The sequence below is a fragment of the Chitinophaga filiformis genome, assembly GCF_900102545.1.
Lineage (GTDB): Bacteria > Bacteroidota > Bacteroidia > Chitinophagales > Chitinophagaceae > Chitinophaga > Chitinophaga filiformis.
The window spans coordinates 113635-136379 of record NZ_FNBN01000011.1 but is presented as its reverse complement, the minus strand read 5'-3'; the positions used below and the strand labels follow the sequence as shown (position 1 = coordinate 136379).

Annotated in this window: 20 protein-coding genes; 13 read left to right on the top strand and 7 right to left on the bottom strand. The window is 41.0% G+C overall.

Features of this window, described 5'->3' with window-relative positions; genetic code table 11:
* Positions 1–111: 111 nt before the first annotated feature.
* Complete coding sequence (locus tag BLR32_RS30320) at positions 112–1230, bottom strand: hypothetical protein (RefSeq protein ID WP_089837793.1); 1119 nt, start codon at positions 1228–1230, stop codon at positions 112–114.
* A 250-nt stretch (positions 1231–1480) separates the two neighbouring features.
* Between BLR32_RS30320 and BLR32_RS30315 the strand changes: the two genes are divergently transcribed.
* Entirely contained in the window at positions 1481–3580 is a 2100-nt protein-coding gene (locus tag BLR32_RS30315; protein WP_089837791.1) for a hypothetical protein, read from the top strand.
* An 84-nt stretch (positions 3581–3664) separates the two neighbouring features.
* On the opposite strand, the gene BLR32_RS30310 is transcribed toward BLR32_RS30315, so the two are convergent.
* Positions 3665–4435, bottom strand: a complete 771-nt coding sequence (locus BLR32_RS30310; RefSeq protein ID WP_089837789.1) for an alpha/beta hydrolase — start codon at positions 4433–4435, stop codon at positions 3665–3667.
* Positions 4436–4854: 419 nt separating this feature from the next.
* Between BLR32_RS30310 and BLR32_RS30305 the strand changes: the two genes are divergently transcribed.
* The 4 genes from BLR32_RS30305 to BLR32_RS30290 all read left to right on the top strand — a co-directional run bounded on the left by BLR32_RS30305 (position 4855) and on the right by BLR32_RS30290 (position 8898).
* Positions 4855–5349, top strand: a complete 495-nt coding sequence (locus BLR32_RS30305) for a GNAT family N-acetyltransferase (RefSeq protein WP_089837931.1) — start codon at positions 4855–4857, stop codon at positions 5347–5349.
* Positions 5350–5352: 3 nt separating this feature from the next.
* Positions 5353–5844: a MarR family winged helix-turn-helix transcriptional regulator gene (locus BLR32_RS30300; RefSeq protein WP_089837787.1), complete on the top strand. Its 492-nt coding sequence runs from the start codon at positions 5353–5355 to the stop codon at positions 5842–5844.
* A gap of 262 nt (positions 5845–6106) precedes the next feature.
* Positions 6107–7222 (top strand): acyltransferase family protein, encoded by a 1116-nt coding sequence (locus BLR32_RS30295; protein ID WP_176842481.1) that lies wholly within the window; start codon positions 6107–6109, stop codon positions 7220–7222.
* Between the two features lie 122 nt (positions 7223–7344).
* Complete coding sequence (locus BLR32_RS30290; RefSeq protein WP_089837783.1) at positions 7345–8898, top strand: alpha-N-arabinofuranosidase; 1554 nt, start codon at positions 7345–7347, stop codon at positions 8896–8898.
* A gap of 17 nt (positions 8899–8915) precedes the next feature.
* Here the strand turns inward: BLR32_RS30290 and BLR32_RS30285 are convergent, their stop codons facing one another.
* Positions 8916–9242 carry a DUF7677 family protein gene (locus BLR32_RS30285; RefSeq protein ID WP_089837781.1) on the bottom strand — a complete coding sequence of 109 codons (327 nt, stop codon included), beginning with the start codon at positions 9240–9242 and terminating at the stop codon, positions 8916–8918.
* 193 nt (positions 9243–9435) lie between these two features.
* Between BLR32_RS30285 and BLR32_RS30280 the strand changes: the two genes are divergently transcribed.
* Entirely contained in the window at positions 9436–10011 is a 576-nt protein-coding gene (locus BLR32_RS30280) for an SMI1/KNR4 family protein (RefSeq protein WP_089837779.1), read from the top strand.
* A gap of 202 nt (positions 10012–10213) precedes the next feature.
* On the opposite strand, the gene yiaA is transcribed toward BLR32_RS30280, so the two are convergent.
* On the bottom strand, positions 10214–10681 hold the full coding sequence (yiaA, locus tag BLR32_RS30275) for an inner membrane protein YiaA (RefSeq protein WP_089837777.1): 468 nt from the start codon (positions 10679–10681) through the stop codon (positions 10214–10216).
* Between the two features lie 236 nt (positions 10682–10917).
* On the opposite strand from yiaA, the gene BLR32_RS30270 reads away from it, so the two are divergent.
* The 3 genes from BLR32_RS30270 (at position 10918) to BLR32_RS30260 (ending at position 14425) form a co-directional block, all read left to right on the top strand.
* On the top strand, positions 10918–12312 hold the full coding sequence (locus BLR32_RS30270; RefSeq protein WP_245705558.1) for a hypothetical protein: 1395 nt from the start codon (positions 10918–10920) through the stop codon (positions 12310–12312).
* A gap of 163 nt (positions 12313–12475) precedes the next feature.
* A complete protein-coding gene (locus tag BLR32_RS30265) occupies positions 12476–12835 on the top strand; it encodes a hypothetical protein (RefSeq protein ID WP_143011648.1) in 360 nt (119 codons plus the stop codon).
* Positions 12836–13393: 558 nt separating this feature from the next.
* Positions 13394–14425, top strand: a complete 1032-nt coding sequence (locus tag BLR32_RS30260; protein WP_089837771.1) for a DUF7638 domain-containing protein — start codon at positions 13394–13396, stop codon at positions 14423–14425.
* A gap of 127 nt (positions 14426–14552) precedes the next feature.
* On the opposite strand, the gene BLR32_RS30255 is transcribed toward BLR32_RS30260, so the two are convergent.
* Positions 14553–16469, bottom strand: a complete 1917-nt coding sequence (locus tag BLR32_RS30255; RefSeq protein WP_089837929.1) for an alpha/beta hydrolase-fold protein — start codon at positions 16467–16469, stop codon at positions 14553–14555.
* A gap of 478 nt (positions 16470–16947) precedes the next feature.
* Here BLR32_RS30255 and BLR32_RS30250 point away from each other — a divergent pair, with 478 nt between their 5' ends.
* The 4 genes from BLR32_RS30250 (at position 16948) to BLR32_RS30235 (ending at position 20511) form a co-directional block, all read left to right on the top strand.
* Positions 16948–17814, top strand: coding sequence for a helix-turn-helix domain-containing protein (locus BLR32_RS30250; RefSeq protein ID WP_089837769.1), 867 nt, complete (start codon positions 16948–16950; stop codon positions 17812–17814).
* Between the two features lie 82 nt (positions 17815–17896).
* Positions 17897–18634: an SDR family oxidoreductase gene (locus tag BLR32_RS30245; RefSeq protein WP_089837767.1), complete on the top strand. Its 738-nt coding sequence runs from the start codon at positions 17897–17899 to the stop codon at positions 18632–18634.
* Between the two features lie 341 nt (positions 18635–18975).
* Complete coding sequence (locus BLR32_RS30240) at positions 18976–19830, top strand: helix-turn-helix domain-containing protein (protein WP_089837765.1); 855 nt, start codon at positions 18976–18978, stop codon at positions 19828–19830.
* Between the two features lie 186 nt (positions 19831–20016).
* On the top strand, positions 20017–20511 hold the full coding sequence (locus BLR32_RS30235; RefSeq protein ID WP_089837763.1) for a hypothetical protein: 495 nt from the start codon (positions 20017–20019) through the stop codon (positions 20509–20511).
* A 207-nt stretch (positions 20512–20718) separates the two neighbouring features.
* On the opposite strand, the gene BLR32_RS30230 is transcribed toward BLR32_RS30235, so the two are convergent.
* Positions 20719–21471, bottom strand: coding sequence for an SDR family NAD(P)-dependent oxidoreductase (locus BLR32_RS30230; RefSeq protein ID WP_089837761.1), 753 nt, complete (start codon positions 21469–21471; stop codon positions 20719–20721).
* Positions 21472–21561: 90 nt separating this feature from the next.
* On the bottom strand, positions 21562–22500 hold the full coding sequence (locus tag BLR32_RS30225) for a helix-turn-helix domain-containing protein (protein WP_218124279.1): 939 nt from the start codon (positions 22498–22500) through the stop codon (positions 21562–21564).
* Positions 22501–22745 lie beyond the last annotated feature (245 nt).

Below are 22745 nucleotides of genomic sequence, written 5' to 3'. Positions count from 1 at the left end.
TTAGAGCTGCTGAAGGAAATGAATAATGAAGCTTATGGCTATTGCCAGAGCAAACTTAGAAGGATTGAAACAAACAAGGGTCGGAGATGTTCTCCGACCTTTTCGCTTTTGCTATTTAAAGCTGGATAATTTCTTTCTTTCACTTTCTAACATTTTGTAATACTTTTTACTAAGCTTTAAGTCCTGCATCAGATCTGCTGCTTTCGCTGCTTTTTCGAGCAGATTGATGTAAAGATTTTTCATGCTGGCCATCTGTTTGGATACCCATTTGTAGGATTCTTTTACAATATCGTCGTGCGGATTGTTTATGGCTAGTATCAGTTCAAAATATCTCTCAATAATAGATCTCCCGAGACCGTAGCTAATCCAGTCAGGTATCGTTTTCAGATGCTGCTGAATTTGCGTAAGTTTCGACCAGGTATTTTCGTAGTCATTCAGTTTCAGATATAGTTCGGATAGATCTATTAATGCTGATGCCTTATCCCAGTCAGTAGTTTTGAACGGAAGCAACTGCTCTTTTGACCATAATTCTCCCTTTGTGTCTGCTATTAATCTTTTATAGTAAGATAATCTTTTAAGATCTGTTTCGGACCAGGAGCTCATGGAATCTGACCATTGATTGATCTTCTCTTTAAGTATTAATTTCTCATCCAGTTCAATTGCAAGTTCGATTTCATCAGGAAGATTTTTTAGTTCTAATGTATCGGGATAAAAGGCTTGTACCGTTTTTCTCCAATCCTGTAATTCTTCTTCAGATATACTGCATGCCTCCGGCATACTACCAAAGTAGTGATAGAAATCTTCAGCATACGGGGCTTTTACTTCATCTATATACGCATATGTCTCTTGTATGCCTGCTGAAATCAGGAACTGGTAATCAAAGCCGCAATAAGTATCAAAATTCGCGTTTTTAGCGGCAACGAACAGTTCAGTGTAAGCCGGTTTACGATACAGTGAAAGTAGAAAGGCATTCAGACTTAATGCAGGTTCGAGGCCTTGAAAAGGTTCTTTCTGATGTCTTTCGATTTCAGCCTTCAGTAGTTCTACCAGTATCGGCTCGTCTGTTTCCAAACGGTTATACTGCATTGCTTTTAAAAGTTGATATCTTTTAGTGGCATTCAGATCATATGATAAATCTTTTTCGTCAATAGCTTCCGTATATAAAAACTCCTTCAGCGCTATCTTGTTCTGACGAAGTTGTTCCAGGATTTCAATATAACGTTCTATCATGTATAATTATAACTCTTTATAGGGCAGTAGAAAATGTGCTCCGTGAAAGTACATAGAATTGTAGAGATTGAACAATGAATTAAGGTGAAGATCTGGCGAACGGCAAAAAGTTGAAACCAGCTAGCCGGGGAGCCAATCTATTTCTTAAAAAGTAGAGTATCTTGTGGGCTGTTACAACTAATAATCGATAAGGTCAACCCTCATTCAATAGAAGGGAATCGGCCTTTGTTAATAAGAAATATTAATATCTATGAAGTTATTGCTGCTCTTTATCTCCTTAATTATCAGTGCTGATTTGTTCGCACAAGAAGTTTCGCTTTACGATATCGAAAAAAGATTAAGGGAGGGTGATAAAAATGCACTTTTTGAAATAGCCCCTTACTTCGATAGTCAAAAAGAAATAACAGAGTACCTCGGTTATCACATAATACAGACTACTGAATCCAACGTGGCCAAAAGAATCACACTTGAAAATACGTTGTTTATTGAACAGGAAATGGTCATTACAGAAGAGACTAAGGCGGATGAATTCCTGATGTTTTTACATAAAAATATTGCAAAAATCTATTTTTCCGAGCTGACTGCTGCATTTATGATTACTCCTCTTACAAATAGACCAGCAAGGGTTGCTTTCAGAGAAATGCCAAATACAGCTTATGACCTCCTACGACCACAATATTCAAAATTATTAAAAAGGGAATGGGTTAAAGAATACAAAATTGATTCATTCATTCGAGCAAAGGACCCGAAAGCACTGCTGCTGATTGCGTCAGCCTTTTACAACAAGCGGTACCGGTTCAATGAGCATAATTTTGATAAAGAAGAATGTATTTATTTGCTACAATTACTGACCGGCGTGGAAATGGCTGTTGATGACGATCGTAACATACTGTCTTTTCATATTGAAAAGGAATTTTACTCAGATGCCGCACTAAATATGTTGATTTACTTTGCGGAGAATTATGTAAAATTTATATGGGATAAGGAGCAAAAGAAATTTGTAAATAAGGAAATGACTGTAGTCCCTATAGGAAATGAACATGAGCTCTTCGCCCGTTTAAATAGTAAAAAGGATGCAGTTGCATTAAACGCATTCATTAAGTTAACAACCTGCACCCCTGGGACGGTCGTACAACTTGCTAAAGAATATGATCATGCAGATATTCCCGCGAGTTATTATATTCCTCAATTCCCATATAGATTTTTGCAGCAGCTGGTGGTACTCACGCAGTATTGTGTTGGTAATAATATTGATTTTATTGGGTCTGAAGCGCTAAGAAATGATATAGCGAAATTGAGTAAACACTTGTCCTTTACCGAAAGGAGAGAATTGGAAGATAAACTCATTCGTACATTGACCTTAGATGACATAACAGCACTGGAATACTGGACCTTAATAAGAGAACAAAACTGGAACCTCATCTTCTCGACGGGTAGGATAGTGGATATCTTTTACTCAAAACATTGGCAGGAGATGGTCAATAACGACCGTTACCTAAAATTGTATTTAAAAAAGGGGTATCTATATGATAACCTGGGAATAGTTGGTAACTGTGGGGAATTCTTGTTAAAGTTTATTAACAACGGGAACGTGGTGTGCGAAAAATTGGAGCGTCTACAGACGGATGATAAAGATATTAAGCAACAGGTAATATCTGCGAAAGCACTTTGTGCAGAGCCAATTCACGGACCTGATGGTATTTCTCATTATTGGGAAGGTAATAATGATAGTAGCATAACAGACATTGCTGCTAAGATCAGGGAAATAAAATGGAGTGAGGTAAATCAGGAAGATAAAGAGAGAGCATTAATAAAATTGCTTGCCCTGACAAGCTATAATCAAATTGATACAGTACTTAATGAAATAGAGGAAATAAAATTTGAGAAAATAAAATATATCGATAAATATTCGTTTATGAAAAAGGATTGGGGATTTCTTTTTGAGGCTGGCTTCAATAGTCGAGGCTATAGAAAAGAATTCCTGCATCATTATAAGGCATTAAGTGAATATGATTTATATGCATACTATCTAAAAAAAGGTGGAATAGACTATCAGAATCCAGATGGTACACTAGATTATGATAAAATATACGATATTCTTAAGCACAATATAGTAGATTCATTTGTCGGTGGAGGTGGAGCATGGAGAGATAATGAAGTATATAGTGTGATCAAACTACTTGAGATCACACATAATTCTACCTTGGGATTTCCGAAAAAGCGTTGCAATTCCGCTGGGGTATATGGATGTAATGCTGCCAATCGTGCGACTGCATGGAGACAATATCTAGTTGATCATCATCTGTTGAAACAAACGCATGATGAACCTGTCTCATTTAATTATCGTTAATACGGTCTTAAAATGGCCAATATTTCTGACGGTATTCCTATTCTCCTGAAGGGCAAAGGGCTTTTTATTTAAGACGAAAAGCTACTACTCATTCAGGTAATGCGTGATAATTTTACTGATAGTATCTGCCTTATTAAAAACCATAAGATGTCCTCCGCCCTTAATACGGTAATCAGGATGCACAAGCCTGCTGGTTATTACTCTGTCGGCCGTGCCGTGTATTTGAATAGTTCTCTCTGGCCCTGTTTCATTATCCCAATATGCAATACCTCTCAGTGCCCAACGGAAAAAAGATACATCTGTTTGCGCCAATAAATTCGTCAATGCCTTTTTATCTTTTAGGGACCGGGCGCCAAAATACCGGTAGGTGAGAAAATTAGTGCGTTGTATTAATGCACCGGGGATAATACGATAAAACCCCAATTTCATGAAAAAGAACTGTACCCGGTTCAATTCACGTTTTGTTCTGACCGAAGAGATCAACACCATTTTGTCTACCTTTATCTGCTTGGATACTTCCACAGCAACGATCCCTCCAAAAGAAAGCCCGATGATATCTGGATTTTCAACCGTGATCTGGCTCTTTATCCTTCCTGCATATTGCGTTATTGATTCTTTGGGCAACGCAGGAATCCAGGTTATGTAAACTTTGTGATACCCAGGGAGTTTCAGGTTCATAAATATACTTGAGTCTGCCCCCAGACCACTAAAAAGATAAACTGTCTTTTGTTCCTTTTTTGCTGCATCCTGTGGAGTTTGAGCGCCCACTACGAGGCTACTGAACATAAATAAACTCCCAAAAATCACTTTCACACTTTGCGTCATAGATTTCTTCGCTTCTTGCCAGATAGACATTTAATATAGTTGTTTACGATATTACCCGGTCCAGCGCATAATATCTTGCAATACTATGGCCTTTGTCGTACAGATTCCCCCGTTGGTTTTAGCCATACATCTTATGGAAAAGTTTAAAGGAATCCGCCGAAAAATATACCTATGGCAAGTATGATACCAGTTCTCAAACAGGAGCCATCCTGGGAACAATTAACCCCTTACAGATCGTCCCAACTTTACCAGCAAATACTTCTCCTTTTGTTACTGTAATACTTGAAACTTTGTTATGAAAAAGCGTTTTAATTTAATGTGTATAGCTCATAAAAACAACCTTATGGATAATATATCTAAACTGGGAGCTCCCTTAACCAGGGAATTTTGGAGTAATATTGTAATTTATGTAGGAAACTACGTAGATTTGTACATAATAAATGAACATCATGGCAAATATAGTATGCAGACCAATAGGTGATCAGTTTTCAGATGATGTAATACAGCTTATACTTCCAATCCAGCAGATTGAATTTGGCGTTCCTGTAACCCTTGAAGATCAACCGGATTTAAAAACAATAGAGGCATTCTATTGCCAGTCGGGTGGAAATTTCTGGGGCGCTTTCGATGGTGATACTTTGGTAGGCACAATTGCCTTGATTAATATCGGCCACCAGGCGGGCGCTATCAGGAAGATGTTTGTAAAAAAAGAGTTTAGAGGGAAAGAATTTGGAATTGCCCAGCAATTATTGGGGAAGTTATTGACTTACAGCCGGGAACAGGGAATCAGAGATATTTATCTGGGTACGGTAGAACAACTAAAAGCAGCCCAGCGATTTTATGAAAGGAACGGTTTTGCGCTCATTCAAAAAACAGACCTTCCTTCCTATTTCCCGTTGATGAGCGCCGACAATATGTTCTATCATTTACGCTTAAAAAACTGATCTATGGACAACGTAATAGACCAATCGGGTATACTTGCCATTTCAACCAGGCTGCAACGGCTTTCTGATGCATTAAGAAAGGAGGGGCAGCTGATATATCAATCATTTGGGATAAAGTTTGAGCCCAAATGGTTCCCTGTCGTTTATACCTTACATTTAAAAATTTCTATGAGCGTGGTGGAAATTGCTAACGAAATTGGATATGCCCATCCTTCCACGATCAGTTTATTGAAAGAGCTGGAAAAACAGCAAATCATTAAATCAAAGAAGGATAAAACAGACGAAAGAAAGCGGCTGATAGTTCTTACCACGAAAGGGAAAGCGTTGGTTGATGCTATGAAACCGGTATGGGACAATATGGAAAAGGCTTTAGCACAGATTGCAGATAACAAAAACAACCTGATGGAGGCGATAGTAGAAGCTGAAGAGAAACTGAAGGCATCCAGTTTTCTTGAGCGCTCAAAAAAGATCAGGCAATCAGGAAATGATCAGTAATTCAGATGAGGAAAGCTTCCAGGAAGAGAGTGACCAGTAATTGTAGCTAAACCTGTAAGTATCTCCTTGTCGCTAAAAGTATAAATTTTTAAGATCAAAGGCAATATATCTCCCACGAATTTAGCCTCATCGTCTACGGTCTGGTATCAAACCTGTTTTAAAAATCCTGTTACCGGCGCATCTTTGCCCTGCACCAGATTTTTCGTGTCAAAGATACAGGGCACTATCTTTTCAGGATTTTTCTCTCTATCTTATGCCCCCTATGAATACACATCCTCTTCCTACCAAGCCACATTATCTTGTACTGGACGGGCTACGTGGTGTAGCCGCATTAATCGTTGTCATTTTCCACGTATTAGAAGCGCATTCCACAAGTCATCTCGATCTGATGATCAATCATGGTTACCTGGCCGTTGACTTCTTCTTCCTTCTTTCCGGTTATGTCATTGGCTATGCCTATGATGACCGCTGGCAGAAAATGTCTATCGGTACCTTTTTCAAACGCCGGCTGGAGCGGCTTCAGCCTATGGTGATCATGGGTATGATCATCGGTGCCTTTTTCTTCTATGCATCTGATTCTCCAGCATTCCCGGCCATTCACACCGTACCGGCATGGAAACTGTTGCTGATCATGCTCATTGGTTTTACACTCATACCTATTCCCATTTCCTGGGATATCAGGGGCTGGCAGGAAATGCATCCGCTGGACGGACCGGGCTGGTCACTGTTCTTTGAGTATGTTGGGAACATCCTTTACGCACTCGGCATCAGGAAGTTTTCAAAAACAGCACTGTCCATACTCGTGAGCCTTTCCGCTATTGCGCTTATCTATCTCACCGTATTCGGTCCTACCGGCGACGTTATCGGCGGATGGTCTTTAAACCGCGAACAATTAAGCATCGGCTTTACCCGTCTGATGTTCCCATTCTTTGCCGGCCTGTTGTTGTCCAGGGCAACTAAGCCCACGCGTATTAACAATGCGTTCCTGTGGTGTGGCATATTACTGACAATAACATTGGCCATGCCACGAATTGGTGGCGCAGATCATCTGTGGATGAATGGTATCTACGAATCTTTTATCATTATTCTCGTATTCCCGGCGGTTGTATATCTGGGAGCAAGCGGGCAGGTACATAGCAACAGGGAGTCTAAAATATGTAAGTTCCTTGCGGATCTTTCCTATCCTTTATACATCACACACTATCCGTTCATTTACGTGTATACCGGCTGGGTAAGCGCGCACAAAGGCACAAACATGCCACTGGCTGTCGGGTATGGTATACTTACATTTGTCGTATCTGTATTGGTAGGTTATCTCAGTTTGAAATACTATGACGAACCGGTAAGAGCCTGGCTGAAAAGAAAAGTAAAAGCATAGGACCTTTAACCCTATGTAATCTGCTTAAAATTCACCATCTTGTTGTTCATCATTAAACAGTCAAGAGCTACTATTACGTGAACGCGCAGGTAACAAGGAGAAATTTTATCGGCCTTATTGGCATGAGCGGACTAGGTCTCGCTTTGAAGGGCAGTGCTTTTGCAGCTGCCCGTTCTTTCGTTGCTGGCACTCCACTGGAGGCTAGTATTGAGATCGACTTCACGCATCCGGAAGGCACTATAGATGATGGCATTTATGGCCAGTTCATAGAACACCTTGGCAGAGCCATCAATGGAGGGATCTTCGAAGAAGGTTCTCCGCTGTCGGATGCCAAAGGCGTCCGCAAAGACGTATTGGAAAAGATCCGTGGTTTACGGCCCGGCATATTACGATATCCCGGAGGCACCTTTACCAAGATCTATCACTGGATGGATGGTATCGGTCCGCTGGCTGAAAGACGCAGCCGCCCTAACCTGATATGGGGTGGTGTGGAAAATAATCACTTCGGCACGGATGAAGCCATCGCCTATGCAAGAGAACTTGGGGCAGATGCCTATTTTGCGGTCAATATGGGTACCGGTACAGCAGAAGAAGCGGGTAACTGGGTCGAGTATTGCAACGGTACACAGGATACCTATTATGCGAACCTGCGCCGCAAAAACGGGCATTCCGATCCTTTTAATGTAAAGTATTGGGGAATAGGCAATGAAGAAGCTGCCGGTCCGGATATCGGTCGTTTACAGGATGTAAAAGAGTTTGTAAAAGAAGCGTGGTTGTATACCAAAGCCATAAAACTCCAGGATAAAGACGCCAAACTCGTACTCTGCGGTGCTGATGATGCCTGGAACGAGTATGTCCTGAAAGAGATCGGCGCAGTATGCGACTACATCTCCATGCACCACTACGTTAGTTCTGATGAAAGTAAACCGGGGTCACTGTTCCCGCAGGTCGATCATATGGAAGAGCTGATCCTCACTTTAAAAGGACAGATCCAAACATTGACGCCTGAGAAAGTGACCGATTTTAGTAAATGGTACCGCTTTCCGCACAGGGCTAACCCGGTAAAGATAGCTATTGACGAACTGGGAATCTGGGAGCCTGGGGGAACAGGTGCGTATCAGCTGGAGGAATACTACACCTGGGAGCATGCATTGGGTACCGCCACTTTCTATAACATCATGCTCAGACAGGCATCAGTGGTTGGCATGGCTACCTGGGCTCAGACTGTCAATGTACTGGCGCCGATCATGACCAGTAAAACAGCTGCTGTTTGCCAAACCATTTACTACCCAATGCAGTTCTACCGCCAGCATGCTGGTAATGTGAGCCTGAAAACACAGGTAGCAACCCCCGATCTGAATATGCCGGGATCTAAGGCATCCAAAGCATTGGACGTGGCCGTTACCCTGCATGACAGTGATGGCAGTCTGGTGATCTTTGTGGTGAACCGTCATCCCGAACAGGCGGTCAAAACAGACCTCCGCAGTATCGACAGTGAACAGTATACGCCTGTAGCTGTATATGAACTGAATGCAATGGCGATCGACGCGATGAACACCCTGGAAAATCCGGCAAAGAATGTAGTGATATCGACAGAGAGAAAACTCTCCGGTAACCTTTCCGACTACACTTTTCCAGCGCATTCCATTACAGCTATCAGGTACAAAAGGATATGAACAGGTCGACTATCATCTTATCTAAGATTTCTATCTCTCACTGGTGGCGGTGCATGTAGCTCGAGTTCCCAGTCTTCATACTGCGGATCTACTTTAAACGAGGGATCGCAATATGAGCGTAGATAATCAGTCGCCCTTTTCTCCGCATATTTAGCGTTGACAACGTTTCCATTTTCGTCAAGCTCTATTACATTAGCATAGATTGCAAACACTTGTTCGATCGCACTGGGTTCTTCTCCGTATAGTGAGAGATAGTCAACGCCTTTAAGTGTGTCTTGTGTTCCACTTGCCATAAAGTAAGCAAACGTTCTTAAAGCGCCGCTAAATGAGTTACCTAATTTCATGTCTTTAAAATTCAGTTCATTTTATTCAAAGTGTACATATTAGCGAAATGTCACAAACTCTTTGATATCTTCGTATGATGATTGAAGTAGGCTGTCAGTGTCTGCCCAACTTTTTTAATGAGCTTAAGACACAGCTTTGTACTATGTCAATCTTTCACAAGTATTTTTAAGAATCAATAGCAAAATTATAACAATGGAGAAACAGTTGCAAGCCATATCAACAGCTATGGGATTACAGTTTCCGGAATCTTATATCAATTTCATGGTACAGCATCAGGTTGTTGACAGCAAGCTATTGAACGATTTAACGCTGGTATATGGAACAACGGATATTGCATCGCGGAACCTGGATTACGAAATATCTGCGTATCTGCCAGGTTATCTGCTGATCGGCAATGATGGTGGAGATAATGGCATTGTTATTAAGGCAGATGGTTCTTCGGACAGTAACATTTATCTATGTCCTTTGGGTAGCCTGGCGGAGGAAGACCTTGCGATCATTGCTTACGATATCAATGAATGGGCGTCGAGAAATTATGATGCCGTTAATGTACTTCAGGAAAGTTCATCTATCCGTGAGTTTCATGAATCCGATATATTTAAACTCCGGCTTAAATACGCGGAATTAAAATCGGCATTAAAAGATATTGAGGACCGCAAATCAAGAGGTATCCTCTCATTAAAAGATTATCTGCTGGAGAAGAGGGTGGCCCAGCAGGCGCTGAATAATTTTGAGGTATTGCACGAAGGAAAGCAATACCGGTTATAAGTAAAAGCGATGCTGAAGTATCAATCCCATACCAATGTCTCCTTTCATCTGCATGTTGGCGTAACATACTTCAATCATATCTTGAGAGGTCCAGGAAGTGGACGGTTGTGAAACTTTTTTTTAGCCAGTAAAGGTTTTATATGTATTAGTAAATAACCCCGCAGGCTTGCAAGCAAGGGACTGCGGGGTTGCAACCGCTACGTTACAAATCTTTATTCTCGACAAGCTTTGAGTCGCGGGTATTCTTTTGAACGGCAATGGCTGAAAACATGCTTAGGCAGAATGCCATAGCGTAAAAACCTTTCTCACTTAGCGCCATATTTGCATTCCACAGGCCAATTGTCAATAGAAGCATTGCCGCAATGGAGGCAAACCAGCTCAGGCCATAGTAAAGATCTGTAACGGCAATTCCTTCAGCCTTATCCCTGACGCTTTTTTGTACCGAGACTACTGAGAATAAGCCAAATAATAGAATGGTTAAATAGTAGCCTTTTTCGTTCAGCTCCATATTTGCATTCCATAAGCCAATACAATATCCTACGGCTCCTATCATTAAGGCAAACCAGGAAGCCCCAATAAATGCGCCAGTTGGTTTAAATGGGTTTCTGGCATGCTCACCATGTTTTATACCAGGTACATTTTCTTCGGTTCTGTGTTGTAGCGGTTCCATTTCAATTTGGTTTTAGTGATTAATATGAACCAAAGGTCGGATGTAAAGCAGACCTAAAAAAAGTAGAATATGCAAATTACTGATGATATATTTTGAAATTTTGTACCTTTAAATGCATTAGTATATACCGCCAATTTGTCTATATGGACTCACTTTCGGAGTTGATCAACTTACTGAATAGTACTGAAAAACAGGATTTTAAGCAATTTTTGCAACGGAAGAACAAAAGGTCCGATGTGAAAAATTTGCAGCTGCTTGATTTGATAGAAACTGACGATATTGAAGGTATAAAGAAGCTCTATGTGTCGGAGAAAAATAATGATGCATACCATGCTTTACGTAAAAGGCTGCAGGATAATCTGCTGCTATTTCTATCGCAGAAAACCTTCGAAAGCAATCATTCTGATACTTATGATGTCCTGCGCCTGCTCGTGGTGAGTCGTTTTTTGTTAGAAAATGATGTGGTCCGGATTGCGTTCAAGTGTTTGGACAAGGCTGAACGACTGGCTGAACAATCGGAGCAGTTTAACTTGTTGAATGAGCTCCTGCTGTTAAAACTTCAGTATGCTCATCTGCCAGGGGCCGAAAATCTCGACGCTTTGACTGCCCGGTTCCTGCAGAACCAGGACCATATGCAACGCGAGGCTAAACTCAATATGGCCTATGCCTTTTTGAGGCAGGAACTGCAAGAGATACACCTGGAAGGAAAGATCGTTAATTTAACATCCTTGATGATAACGACAATCCGGAAATACAAGATTGTCGTTCAGGAACTCATGACTTATAAGTCTATTTACCAGATTCTATTCCTCGCTAATGAATATGCAGCGATACAGCAGAATTATGGATTGATAGAGCGCTATATCAACCGAACGAATAAATTTATACAGGACCAGGGGCATAAAAAACAGGCCAATCTCTTTTATCATATATCCATCTTGTATTTGTTGGCTAACTTTCATCTGAGGCGAAAGGATTTCGCAAGGAGTAGATCCTATCTTAAGGAAATGATGGATCTAATGGCGACGGATAGCCGATATCATGCCCTGTTTTATTTACGTCATCAGTTACTCTCTTCGCTCAACCTGTTCTTTACAGACTTTGCTGACGACGCGATCTCAATACTGCAGGAATCGCTTTCCAATTCAAAAAATATGGCTAAACCGGAAGATGTCGAGGATCTACGAATATGCCTGACCATGTTTTTAGCCCTGTGTAATGACCGTAGAAGTTTAAAGCAGCTGACTTTACTGACGCGCACTGATGCCTGGTATGAAAAAAGAATGGGCATGCTATGGACCATTCGAAAGAATCTGATGGAAATTTTGGTCCATGCACAGTTCTCTAATACTGAGCTTGCCATGTCACGGCTAAACAGCTTCCGGCGGCGTTATAAGAAGTATCTGCAAAAAACTTCGGAGGAGCGTGTGCTATTATTTTTGAAACTGGTTGAAAAATACCTTCAAAGACCCGATGTGGTTTTTGAATTGGCGTATAAAAAAACGGTTTTGAACATGCTAAATGAGGAGGAGAATAAGGACATCTTCTCCTTGAGCTTTATTGCCTGGTTGATAGCACGCTGGGAGAAAAAAACTGCCTATAAAGTCGTTCTACCGCTAATTAAATCCTAGAATTTGACACCAGATCCGGCAAGGGAGTTTGTAAAACTACTTAGTAGTTGGTATTTTTACAACTTCGGAGATTAAATGCCTGGCAAAGTAAAGCACCAGACGCTACTATTGGGTCTGCTTGCACAGCACTCATTTAATTCCCTTTTAACTAAATCTTATGAAGATGTACAAACTATTATGTGGATCCCTGCTGCTTTTCTGCCTGCAAACTAAAGCACAATCCAAAGATTCATTGAATGTAAAGCTGGTTGAAGCCAAACGTGAGATATTGGCGAATGTCGTTATCAGTGACAACGCGAATAAGGCGTTTGATATCTTAACACAGAAAGCGACCGAGGCATACCAGCAAGATGGATCAAGTAAAAATCTGGCGAAGATCCTTGAACGCTACCGGACATTGTTAACAGAAATAAAAGCTGCACAGACGCCTAAAATCAACAATAGCGAAGAGTATGAAGTTAGCGTTGAATCTATCAAAAAAGCTAAGTTGAAACTCTGCCCGCTTTATCCTTTTTGCAATTAAGTGTAATAGATCCGATTTGCTCTGACAGTTAGGTCATAGGAGAATTATATTGGTTCATTGCCTAATCTTCGAACCGATTTGGGATGGAATATGACATACTAACGTGAAATAGCATAAAATATAAAGAGCCGTCTCAATAATAGTTGAGGCGGTTTTTTCTTTTGTATAGCAATTGGCACATTTAGCTTGTTTTTTGCCGCTTTGAAGCCGCTTTGATACCGCTAATCCTGCGTTCATCTTACGTTCATGAACGTAAGATGAACGCAGGATTAGCGGTATCAAAGCGGCTTCAAAGCGGTATCTGCAACCAGGAAACGTTCTTGACATATTGGATCTTATAAACAATAAAAAGGAGGTTGTATCAGAACTAATTTGATGCAACTTCCTTTCACCTGATAAACTAGCCGCCAAACAGTAATAGCGACAGCAGAAGTAGCACCCGGTGTCCGATGTCAACTATTGCAAATGGAATAACCCGAACTTTTGACACAGCACTCAACTATTTGAGTATTGCTTTAATTATCTTTACCTTGCTATGTACGCTTTGAATCTCAACTTATGAAAGCTGAAGACAAATACTTTCCTCCTGCAACAAAAGTTTATCGGAACCGGATAATTGAAGGCGTCTCGATCCCCGCATTCATTCGTAACGGATATTATCATTTTACTGATCTGGATGTTTATGAAGATGGACGGGTGAACTGCTGGAATTTTGAAGACTTCGAGCATTTTAAGGAGGATGTCTACAATGACTGGGTATCGCTCAGCATTCCCGATGATGAATGCATATCTATTCATGGCCTGGGCTGTTGGACCGTCACCGGTAGCTCCTGGATATTTGATAGAGATAGCTTCATTGGATATGTGTTATCTCTTATTAAAGAGTTGAATCCGGAAATGGAAAATATCTTTAAATACCGGCAAAAGATTGTGCATGGCGCCAGAATAGGGGAGTCGGGAACGGGTAACATCTATAAGCCACATAGTAAACACCCAAGAGATCCATTTCCTGAGAAAATAAAAGGCGACAGTGTAAACCTGTTTTATAAGTCAGGAGATGATTACTTTCTGATCAAAGTAACAGTCTTCGCTGATCTGACGATTAATTTTGGCCGGCTGGAGAAGCCGTTTGATCTGACTTTTTCAGCACTGCAGGAACTGGTAGAAAAGAAGATAGTGGTTACCGACCTTCCTCAACACACAAAGGTATCTATCTATGGGCTTGGGAGTTTCATTATCGGTGAAAACCATTATGTAACTGATATTCATCAAAAGATACTGGAAATAAATGACTTGTTAAGGACGTTGAAAGGCGAGCCTGATTCTATTGCTATCTGCATACAAGCCTACCAGCAGTATATTGAAGATCCCACCGCGGAGAATAAAGCGCAGCTCAGGGTCAGTTATGAAGATGTGCCCGAGCATAACCAGATGTATATAGGCGATATGGATACTAAAGACATACCGGTAAGAATGATACTCTATGGTGAACAGGAAATCGAGAACTGGTCACATTATAGGGTGGCAAAGCAGAAAGGTGAAAAACTGCCGGTGATTAAGATCCCCAAAGAAAAAGACGCTTCGGAATAGAAAGGCATCTGGTTGGTAGGGAAGGGGGATGTCTGTATACGGAACTGGCAAAAAGACTCACCAGCAATTAATGCTGGTGAGTGGCCTTCTCCCCGGAATCTATATTTTAACATTCAACTGTTGAATGTTATTTGAATAACAGTTGTGCAAACTTATATAGATTATTACGCCATACCGGCCAGGTATGGCCGCCAGGATATTCGCTGTAGTTATATTTAATCTGCATTTCATCAAACCGGGCCAGCATATTCCGGCAGTTGTTGTAGGCTATGTCTTCCTTGCCGCCCATAGCAATCCAGAATTGTTTCAGGTTGCCATTAATTTTACTGACTGACTGCTTCATGAAAGCGTATTGCTGTTCTGCCGCCGGTTGCTTACCGCCAAACCAGCCAGAACTGAACACGCCCAGATAAGCAAATTGATCGGTGTTATTAATACCCGCGTAAAGCGTTTGTATACCACCCATAGACAGTCCCGCCAATGCTCTGTGTTCCGCGTTTGCTACTATGCGATAATTCTTCTCAATAAAAGGAATAACAACGCGCATTAACTCATTTTCAAAGGTCCGCAGAGATTGCTCATTAAAGGTTCCCGTAGATACATTGCCATCCATCATCACTACGAGCATAGGGTTAGCTTGTTTTGCGGCAATAAGATTGTCAAGGATCAAATCTGTTTTGCCTTGCGCACTCCATCCCCGTTCGTCCTCGCCTCCGCCATGCAACAGATAGAGTACAGGATATCGCTGATTTGTAGCAGTATCATATCCTGGAGGCGTATATACAAAACAACGACGCCAGGAATTGGTGACCTGGGAGAAGTAGCGCTTGATGCATACGTCACCGTGGGGCACATCTTTAACAGCATAAAAAGCGCCATCGGCAAAAGGAATCTCAATACCTGCAGCCATGCGGCCCATTCCATAAAAAGTTTCGCTGGCCGGATCGGCAACGGCGACACCGTTTATCAACAATGAGTAATAATGGAAACCTTCGCCGACAGAATCAGTCACACCTGTCCAATAACCTGCAGTATCCTTTGTCAGATCATATTTTTTACCAAGATCAATCTGTACCCGTTGCGCCTGTGGTGCTTTTAAACGAAATACTACACGGTTGTCGGGCAAAACCTGTGGGAAGCTGGCATTGCGTACATTAGTAGCCGCAGGTGTACCCAGCACCGTATATTGCATAAAAACAGACGGATCAACGGGCTTAAAGAGAAACTGAGCAAACATGTAGAGACCGTTTTTCCAGACTTTGAAGTCATGAACACCCGGCTCTATATAATAAATGTGTGGTACCTTGTTTTCATACAAGTAGTCATGTGTACGTTTACTAAAGCCGATCAGGTTATCATTATCGCCGCAGGAAATCCAAAGTAGCTTGAGCTGCTTTTTCGCAGTTTCAGGATCAGGTACCAGTAGCTCTGGACTTCGGGTATTAGGAGCTGAAGAAAAACCGCCAACCCAGGCAAACCGATCAAGATTACCCAAGCCAAAGTTAAGGGACTGGCCTCCTCCCATAGATAAACCCGCAATGGCGCGGTTCTCCCTATCTCTAAGCACCGGGAATTGCTTTTCAACAAAGGGAATAAGGTCTTGCAACAAGTCCTGTTCGAAAGTAGCGAATGCCTTAATTTTCTCAGGCGCCATAATATTGCCCGTAGCACGATCATCTTTCATAGCTCTTCCATTTGGCATAACAACGATCATCGGCGTTAATTTGCCGTCAGCATACAGGTTATCCAGGATCACCTGAGGACTACCACCGTTGAGCCACTCCTTCTCATCGCCACCAATGCCATGTAGTAGATACAATACAGGATATCTGGCTTTTTTAGAGTAACCGGGCGGTGTATACACGAGGGCCCTACGCTTAGTACCTACCGTTTTCGAAGCGTATACGATGGTATCAATCTTTCCGTGGATGATATTATTACGCAGGGTATCAAAACCTTCAGGCGCATGGGTAACAATTGCTTGAGTATGCCCGGTCATATGGGCCATACAAAAAGCAGCAATGGTAAGGACCAGCCTTTTCATAGTTATTATAGATTTAGTTTTAACATTGTAGTACTTCATCGATACAGACATGTGTAAACAATGGTGAGTGTTATTCATTTTCACCAACAACAATAAGGTACTTCCGAAGAAATAGTTGCTGTCTGTAAGGCATGTTCAAATGTTATTATATCGCGATTTCTTTCTTAAATTAATACAATTTAATTGTATTTAGAACACTTAATTTTAGGGTGAAATAAAACGGCAGTAGTAAGCAATAGGATGGCGTTGGCTGATTTATTTCTGGCATTGATAGCGTCCTTTCTCTGTTTGTTAAAATTACATGCTGTGAGTGCGGTGATGGTAATCATGCGCTACCCGGTTACAACCGTTTTTTGCATAAATGGCTAATAAATAATACCTTGAAAATATTGTTTCCCGCTAATAATAGCGTATAATAGCGGAAATATAATGTTAGCGGTCATTGTAAAGCAACACCTACTAAATTTGAGCAGACAATATGCAAGATGTAAATGGAAAATCCGAAAACTTACAGAACGACAAGTTGAGTATAAAGCTTGTCTCTAACGACAATCCTTATCCTTCTGCTGACATTCAGCAAAAGCTTCAGCAACCTCGACGGCTCACTTCTTACTTTATAGTCCTGATTGAAAGCGGTTCTACTACATACAGTCTGGATTTAGAAGACATCACTCTTGCTGAAGGACATTTGCTTTTTGCCATGCCTAATCAAGTTTTTACGCCTCCATCTAAAACTGCTGATCTTAAGTATTTTAAGGTACTATTTGATGAAAATACCCTGGCATTGCTACCACAACAATTTCCCTTTTTAGTTAACCCTTTAAACTCACAAAATATAATTTTGGGCAATGTTGCGAGGGAGAGAGTAAGAAAGGTTTTTGAAACTTTAGATCAAATACTTCACGTAGATAAAGATCCAATCGACACAGAGATAATATTGGCCTACCTGAACCTGCTATTGACAGAGTTAAATAGTGCTTACTTTAAAAGCAAAGAACCAGTTGATGTTTTAAACACTAACCTATCAAAGTTTATCGAGTTCAAATTGGTGGTGGAAACGCATCTTACTGAGCAGCTTTCTGTTAATACAATAGCTGATAAATTGGCTTTAACAACAAACAGCCTATATCGGATTGTAAAAGAATACTCGGGCGTTTCGCCAAAGGATTTTTTTACGAACCGTTTGATGATTGAAGCAAAGCGCAAACTACTTTACTCTCCCCGTTCTGTAAAGGAATTGGCTTATGAATTGGGTTTTAATGACCCCGATTACTTTTCCAGATTTTTTAAAAAATGCACTGGGAAAAGCGTAAGTGAGTTTTTAGAAGCCCAGCAAGATTCGTGAAGGTAATCAATTGATTTGTCCATCTCCTCTATTTTTTACCTATCTACTTTTGCTTCATAAATTAAGCTAAAAGTAAGAAAACATGAAATCAGCATTAGTAACAGGAGCCAACAAAAGCATTGGCTTTGAAGTTGTACGACAGCTCGCTCAAAAGGGAGTGTATGTTTACCTCGGCAGTCGCAATTTAGAAAACGGTATGGCAGCCGTGAAAAAGTTAAAGGCAGAGGGATTAAGTAATGTAGAGGCTATTCAGCTTGACATTACTGATGATGAATCTGTAAAAAATGCCCGTACGGAAATAGGGAGAAAAATGGAAGTCCTGGACATACTTATCAATAATGCTGGCATTTACGGAGGCTATCCACAGGCGGCACTTGATTCAACCATAGACCAATTCAAAATAGCATACGATACAAATGTATACGGGGTCATTAGAGTTACGCAGGCATTTATTGATTTATTGAAAAAATCTCCTGAACCTCGTATTGTTAATGTAAGTTCAAGTCAGGGTTCAATTACTTTGCACAGCGACCCTTCATATAGATATTATGACTACAAAGGAGCCGTTTATCTTTCTTCCAAATCAGCAATGAACATGTATACAGTCGTTTTGGCCTACGAGCTAAGGGATAGTAACTTCAAAGTAAATGCTGTTTGTCCAGGATATACAAAGACGGATTTCAATGGTCATCGTGGGCCGGGAAGTGTTGAAAATGCCGGAATGCGAATTATAAAGTATGCTCTGATTGACAAAAACGGACCGACTGGAAAGTTCTTTAGTGAAGAGAATAATCCTGAAACGGGAGAAGTGCCTTGGTAATAATAAATGGACGGTACAAAGTAATACAACGAATCGATAATAAGGTTTTGGGGTTAGTGGGCATACGGTGCCAATGGAAACGTTGAGCAAATAATGAACTTTGGCGCTGGCCGGGACAAAACGTAAAAGCTGACTTGCACAAAACAGAGAAGCCCCGTAAAATCAACTTTACGGGGCTTTTACTCAAGTGCCAAAAACAGGAATTTCTTCAGCGGGAACAGCAGTAACTATTACTGGTGCATAGGCAATTTTATCTAAGTTTGGCTTAAAGTTGAATGATCATTGCGTATTTTTGGGAGATAAAATGAACCGGATAGCAACTATAAAATATTTTAAGATAAATGATCATCGAGTATAAAAAAATTGAATTGTTTGGAAAAATATTTATTCAAAAGATAGATTTAAAACCTCCGTTTGAATATACGTTTCCTGTTTCAGAACAAGCTTGCTTTTTATATATGTTAAAAGGTGAGATGCAATATCAATTTGAGGGTGACCAAATACATATTCCTACCAACTATTCCCTGTTGCTGAACTGTATAAACTCCGGACAGCAGATACGCGAATCAAATGCTAACAACAATAACGAAACTGTAATTGTTACTTTCCATCCGGACATTTTAAAGAAAATTTACGAAAAAGACCTTCCTTTGCTATTTCAGCCAGGTAGAAAAGTAACCAATCAATCCGTCGGAAAAATCAATAATGATTTTTTGATTCAGAAATATATTGAAGGCCTCCTTTTTTATTTTGAAAACCCATCTTTGGTAAATGACGAAATTTTAATTTTAAAATTAAAGGAAATCATTCTTTTGTTATCGCAAACACGGGAGGCTGAAACCATACAAGTCATCTTGTCCCAGCTTTTTTCGCCTGCAGTATATACCTTCAAACAAATTATAGAAGCCCACCTGTTTTCACAGATCGGCGTTGAGGAGCTGGCAGAAAAAGCGAATCTAAGTGTTTCTTCTTTTAAAAGAGAATTCAGAAAACTATACAATGATTCGCCTGCCAATTATTTAAAAAGCAAAAGACTGGAAAGAGCCGCCGAGCTACTTCTCATCTCTGATCAACGTATTACAGACATTGCTTTTGACTGTGGATTTAATGACCTCGCCAATTTTACCAGGAGTTTTCATGATAAATATGGCGTTACACCAACGAATTATAGGGTAAAACGAAGCAACAAGCAATAGTCGCCACATTATCGTGATGTTTGTGCTGTAGTCAATACCTTTAAGATCTGCTGAAAATTTACGTTTTAAGGAGGCTTTTTGGACCATATCGCCAAATAATTGGCCCGATTCACAAAACCATTCTGTTTTTAGTATTGCAATTTTGCACTATCCATTAGGATATTACAAAATTTACAAACTAAAATCATGGGACTATCAGGTTTAGGAATTTTTCACACCATTATTGGTGTTGTCGCTGTCGTTGCTGCAGCTATAGCTTTAATAAGAAACGGTAAAATAGACCTGGGCAAACTTACCGGCAAAGTTTATTTTTACTGTACCTTAATTACTTCACTGACGGCGCTGGGGTTATCTAGTGTTGTGGGTATTAATCCGGGACATATTCTCGCGCTATTAATTGTGGTGCTGATATCGGTGGCCTATTTTCTTTATGCCAAAAAGCAAGGAAATAACAGATCTCGTTTTGTCGAGAACCTCTTTCTTTCCTTTAGCTTTTTCTTGTCACTGATTCCTACAGTTAATGAAACATTTAACCGTATTCCAATTGGACATCCTTTGGCCAAAGGCCCCACGGATCCTCTGATTGGTCGAACCCTTCTTGTTCTTTTTATCTTGTTTATCGCCGGTTCTATTTTGCAATTCAGAGCGCAAAGGAAAATAAATAAAGCAAGCAATTTGTGAAATTTATCCCCTTGATTTATTCCCTTATCGCCTACGTAATTATTTGGTCGGCTGGCTGGGGCGATCAGTTGTGCTGGCGGTGAGTCTGATGGTGGCAGTATATTTTTGGAGGCGGACCAACAAGACCTTAAAAAGCGAAAGGTCGGAGACACATTGACACCTCCGATCTTTCGCTTTAATGCCAATATGGAAGATTCACAAGGAGTGTTACAGCCCCACGCCACCAGTTACTTCTATCCGCTGTCCATTCACCCATTTGGCGTCATCACTACAAAGGAAGGCCACTACACCACCTACGTCATCGGGCAATCCTACACGTCCCAGTGCCGTGATACCTTCTACGAATTTGCGCATTTCGGGACTGTCCTCCATGGTAGCGCCGCCGAAGATAGCTCCCGGTGCCACCACGTTTGCAGTGATGCCTCTTGACCCAAGTTCAGCTGCCAGATACCTGGTATACACATCGAGACCACCCTTCATGATTGCGTAAGCCGAAGCACCCGGGTAAGAGATCCGCGATACGGCAGATGAAATATTTATAATCTTTCCGCCATCCTGCAATAGTTTTAACGTCTTTTGAGTAAGGAAATAGACGCCTTTCAGATGGATGTTCATCATCTCATCAAACTTGCTTTCAGTGGTTGCCTCGATGAGTGCAGTATAACTGGTGCCAGCGTTATTTATCAGGAAGTCAAACTGAGTCCTTCCAAATGTGGTGTTTAATGTATCGCTTAGCTGTAACGCAAAGGCATCGAAACTCTTAACCTCTGTCGTGTCGAGTGCTAAGGCCACTGCCTTGCGGCCCAGGGCATGAATAGCGCTTATCGTTTCTTCAGCACTTGCCTTGTTGTTAACATATGTGATAATGATATCGTGCCCTTTCTGTGCCAGGCTTAATGCTATATTCTGACCGATACCCCGTCCACCGCCTGTTATTAACGCAATTTTTGATGTGTTCATTTGTGCTATTGTTTTGATTAAAAGACAACACAAAATTGCGGTAAAAGACAAATGAGGCCTATGTTAACATCAATCCATTTTATGTATAATTCAAACTTTTTCTTTGGAGCGATAGGTGCCTGGTGGAATAGAAGTTTCATTCTTAAAGAACTTCGCGAAATGCGCAAAGTCTGAAAATCCAAGGCTATCAGCGATTTGAGCGATAGTCCAGTTTGTTTGACGTAGTAAGATCTGCGCCTCCTTCAGGATTCTTCCGGCTATCAACGTGGATGTTGTCAGACCTGTGGTTTCTTTTAATATTTTATTCAGGTGATTGACATGTATAGAGAGCTCGTTAGCATAGTCTCCTGCAGTTCGCAACTTGATTTTCTGATGAGGATTGTCCAGAGGGAACTGCCTTTCCAGCAACTCGATAAACAGGGACGTTATGCGTGCGGAATTGTTGTGATTGGGATGAGCCATTATAGTTGACTGCAACTGTTGCCCGAAATGAATGAGCTCAAGTGTGTAAGTACGCAGCAAGTCATACTTATAAGCATAAGTTGACGCGATTGCTGTATGCATCTTTTCATAGATATCCTTGACAATTTTCACATCCTTCTTCTCCAGCGTGAACAAAGGATGCTCAGGCGATTTGTAGACCGGCAGTTCGTCCAGCACTACACCGCTCCTGGTTGGATGAAGAAACTCTGGCGTGAACACACAACACATGCCCGACTGCCTTTCCATCGGCAACCAGGTTATAGGAGTTTTGGGCGTCGTAAAGACCAATGTTGATTGCGAAAGGTATTTTATGCCATCAGGGTAGCCGATTTGGGAATGGCCTACCAGCAGGCTGATTTTATAAAAGGTACGGCATTGAAAGGGTTGGGTCGGTGTATTCTGAGCGGTCTGCCGGATCTTTGACATATTAAAGACATTGAAATGACCGATCTCATCCTGAATACCGGCCGGTAATAGGGCGCTTAATTCCAGGGGAGAGCCGGAAGCGAAGCGCTTGTCCAGATCACTAAGTGAAAGATTATCCATAGTACGTGTATGTAAAAATCAAATTTAGATAATTTTTCTGATTAGCCGTTTTGATGATGAAACCAGATACTTTCAGTTCCTTAAAGACCATAAGGACTGATGTGCCTCACCGAACAGCCTATTTTTGTTTGCTAACATAGAGCACCCAATATTAGCGTTCAAGTTATTCTATACATTGCTAAAATTTTGGCATTGCTTTAAATTCCGTGGGTCTCATGAGCTGTTTTGTATACAGATTACGGGTT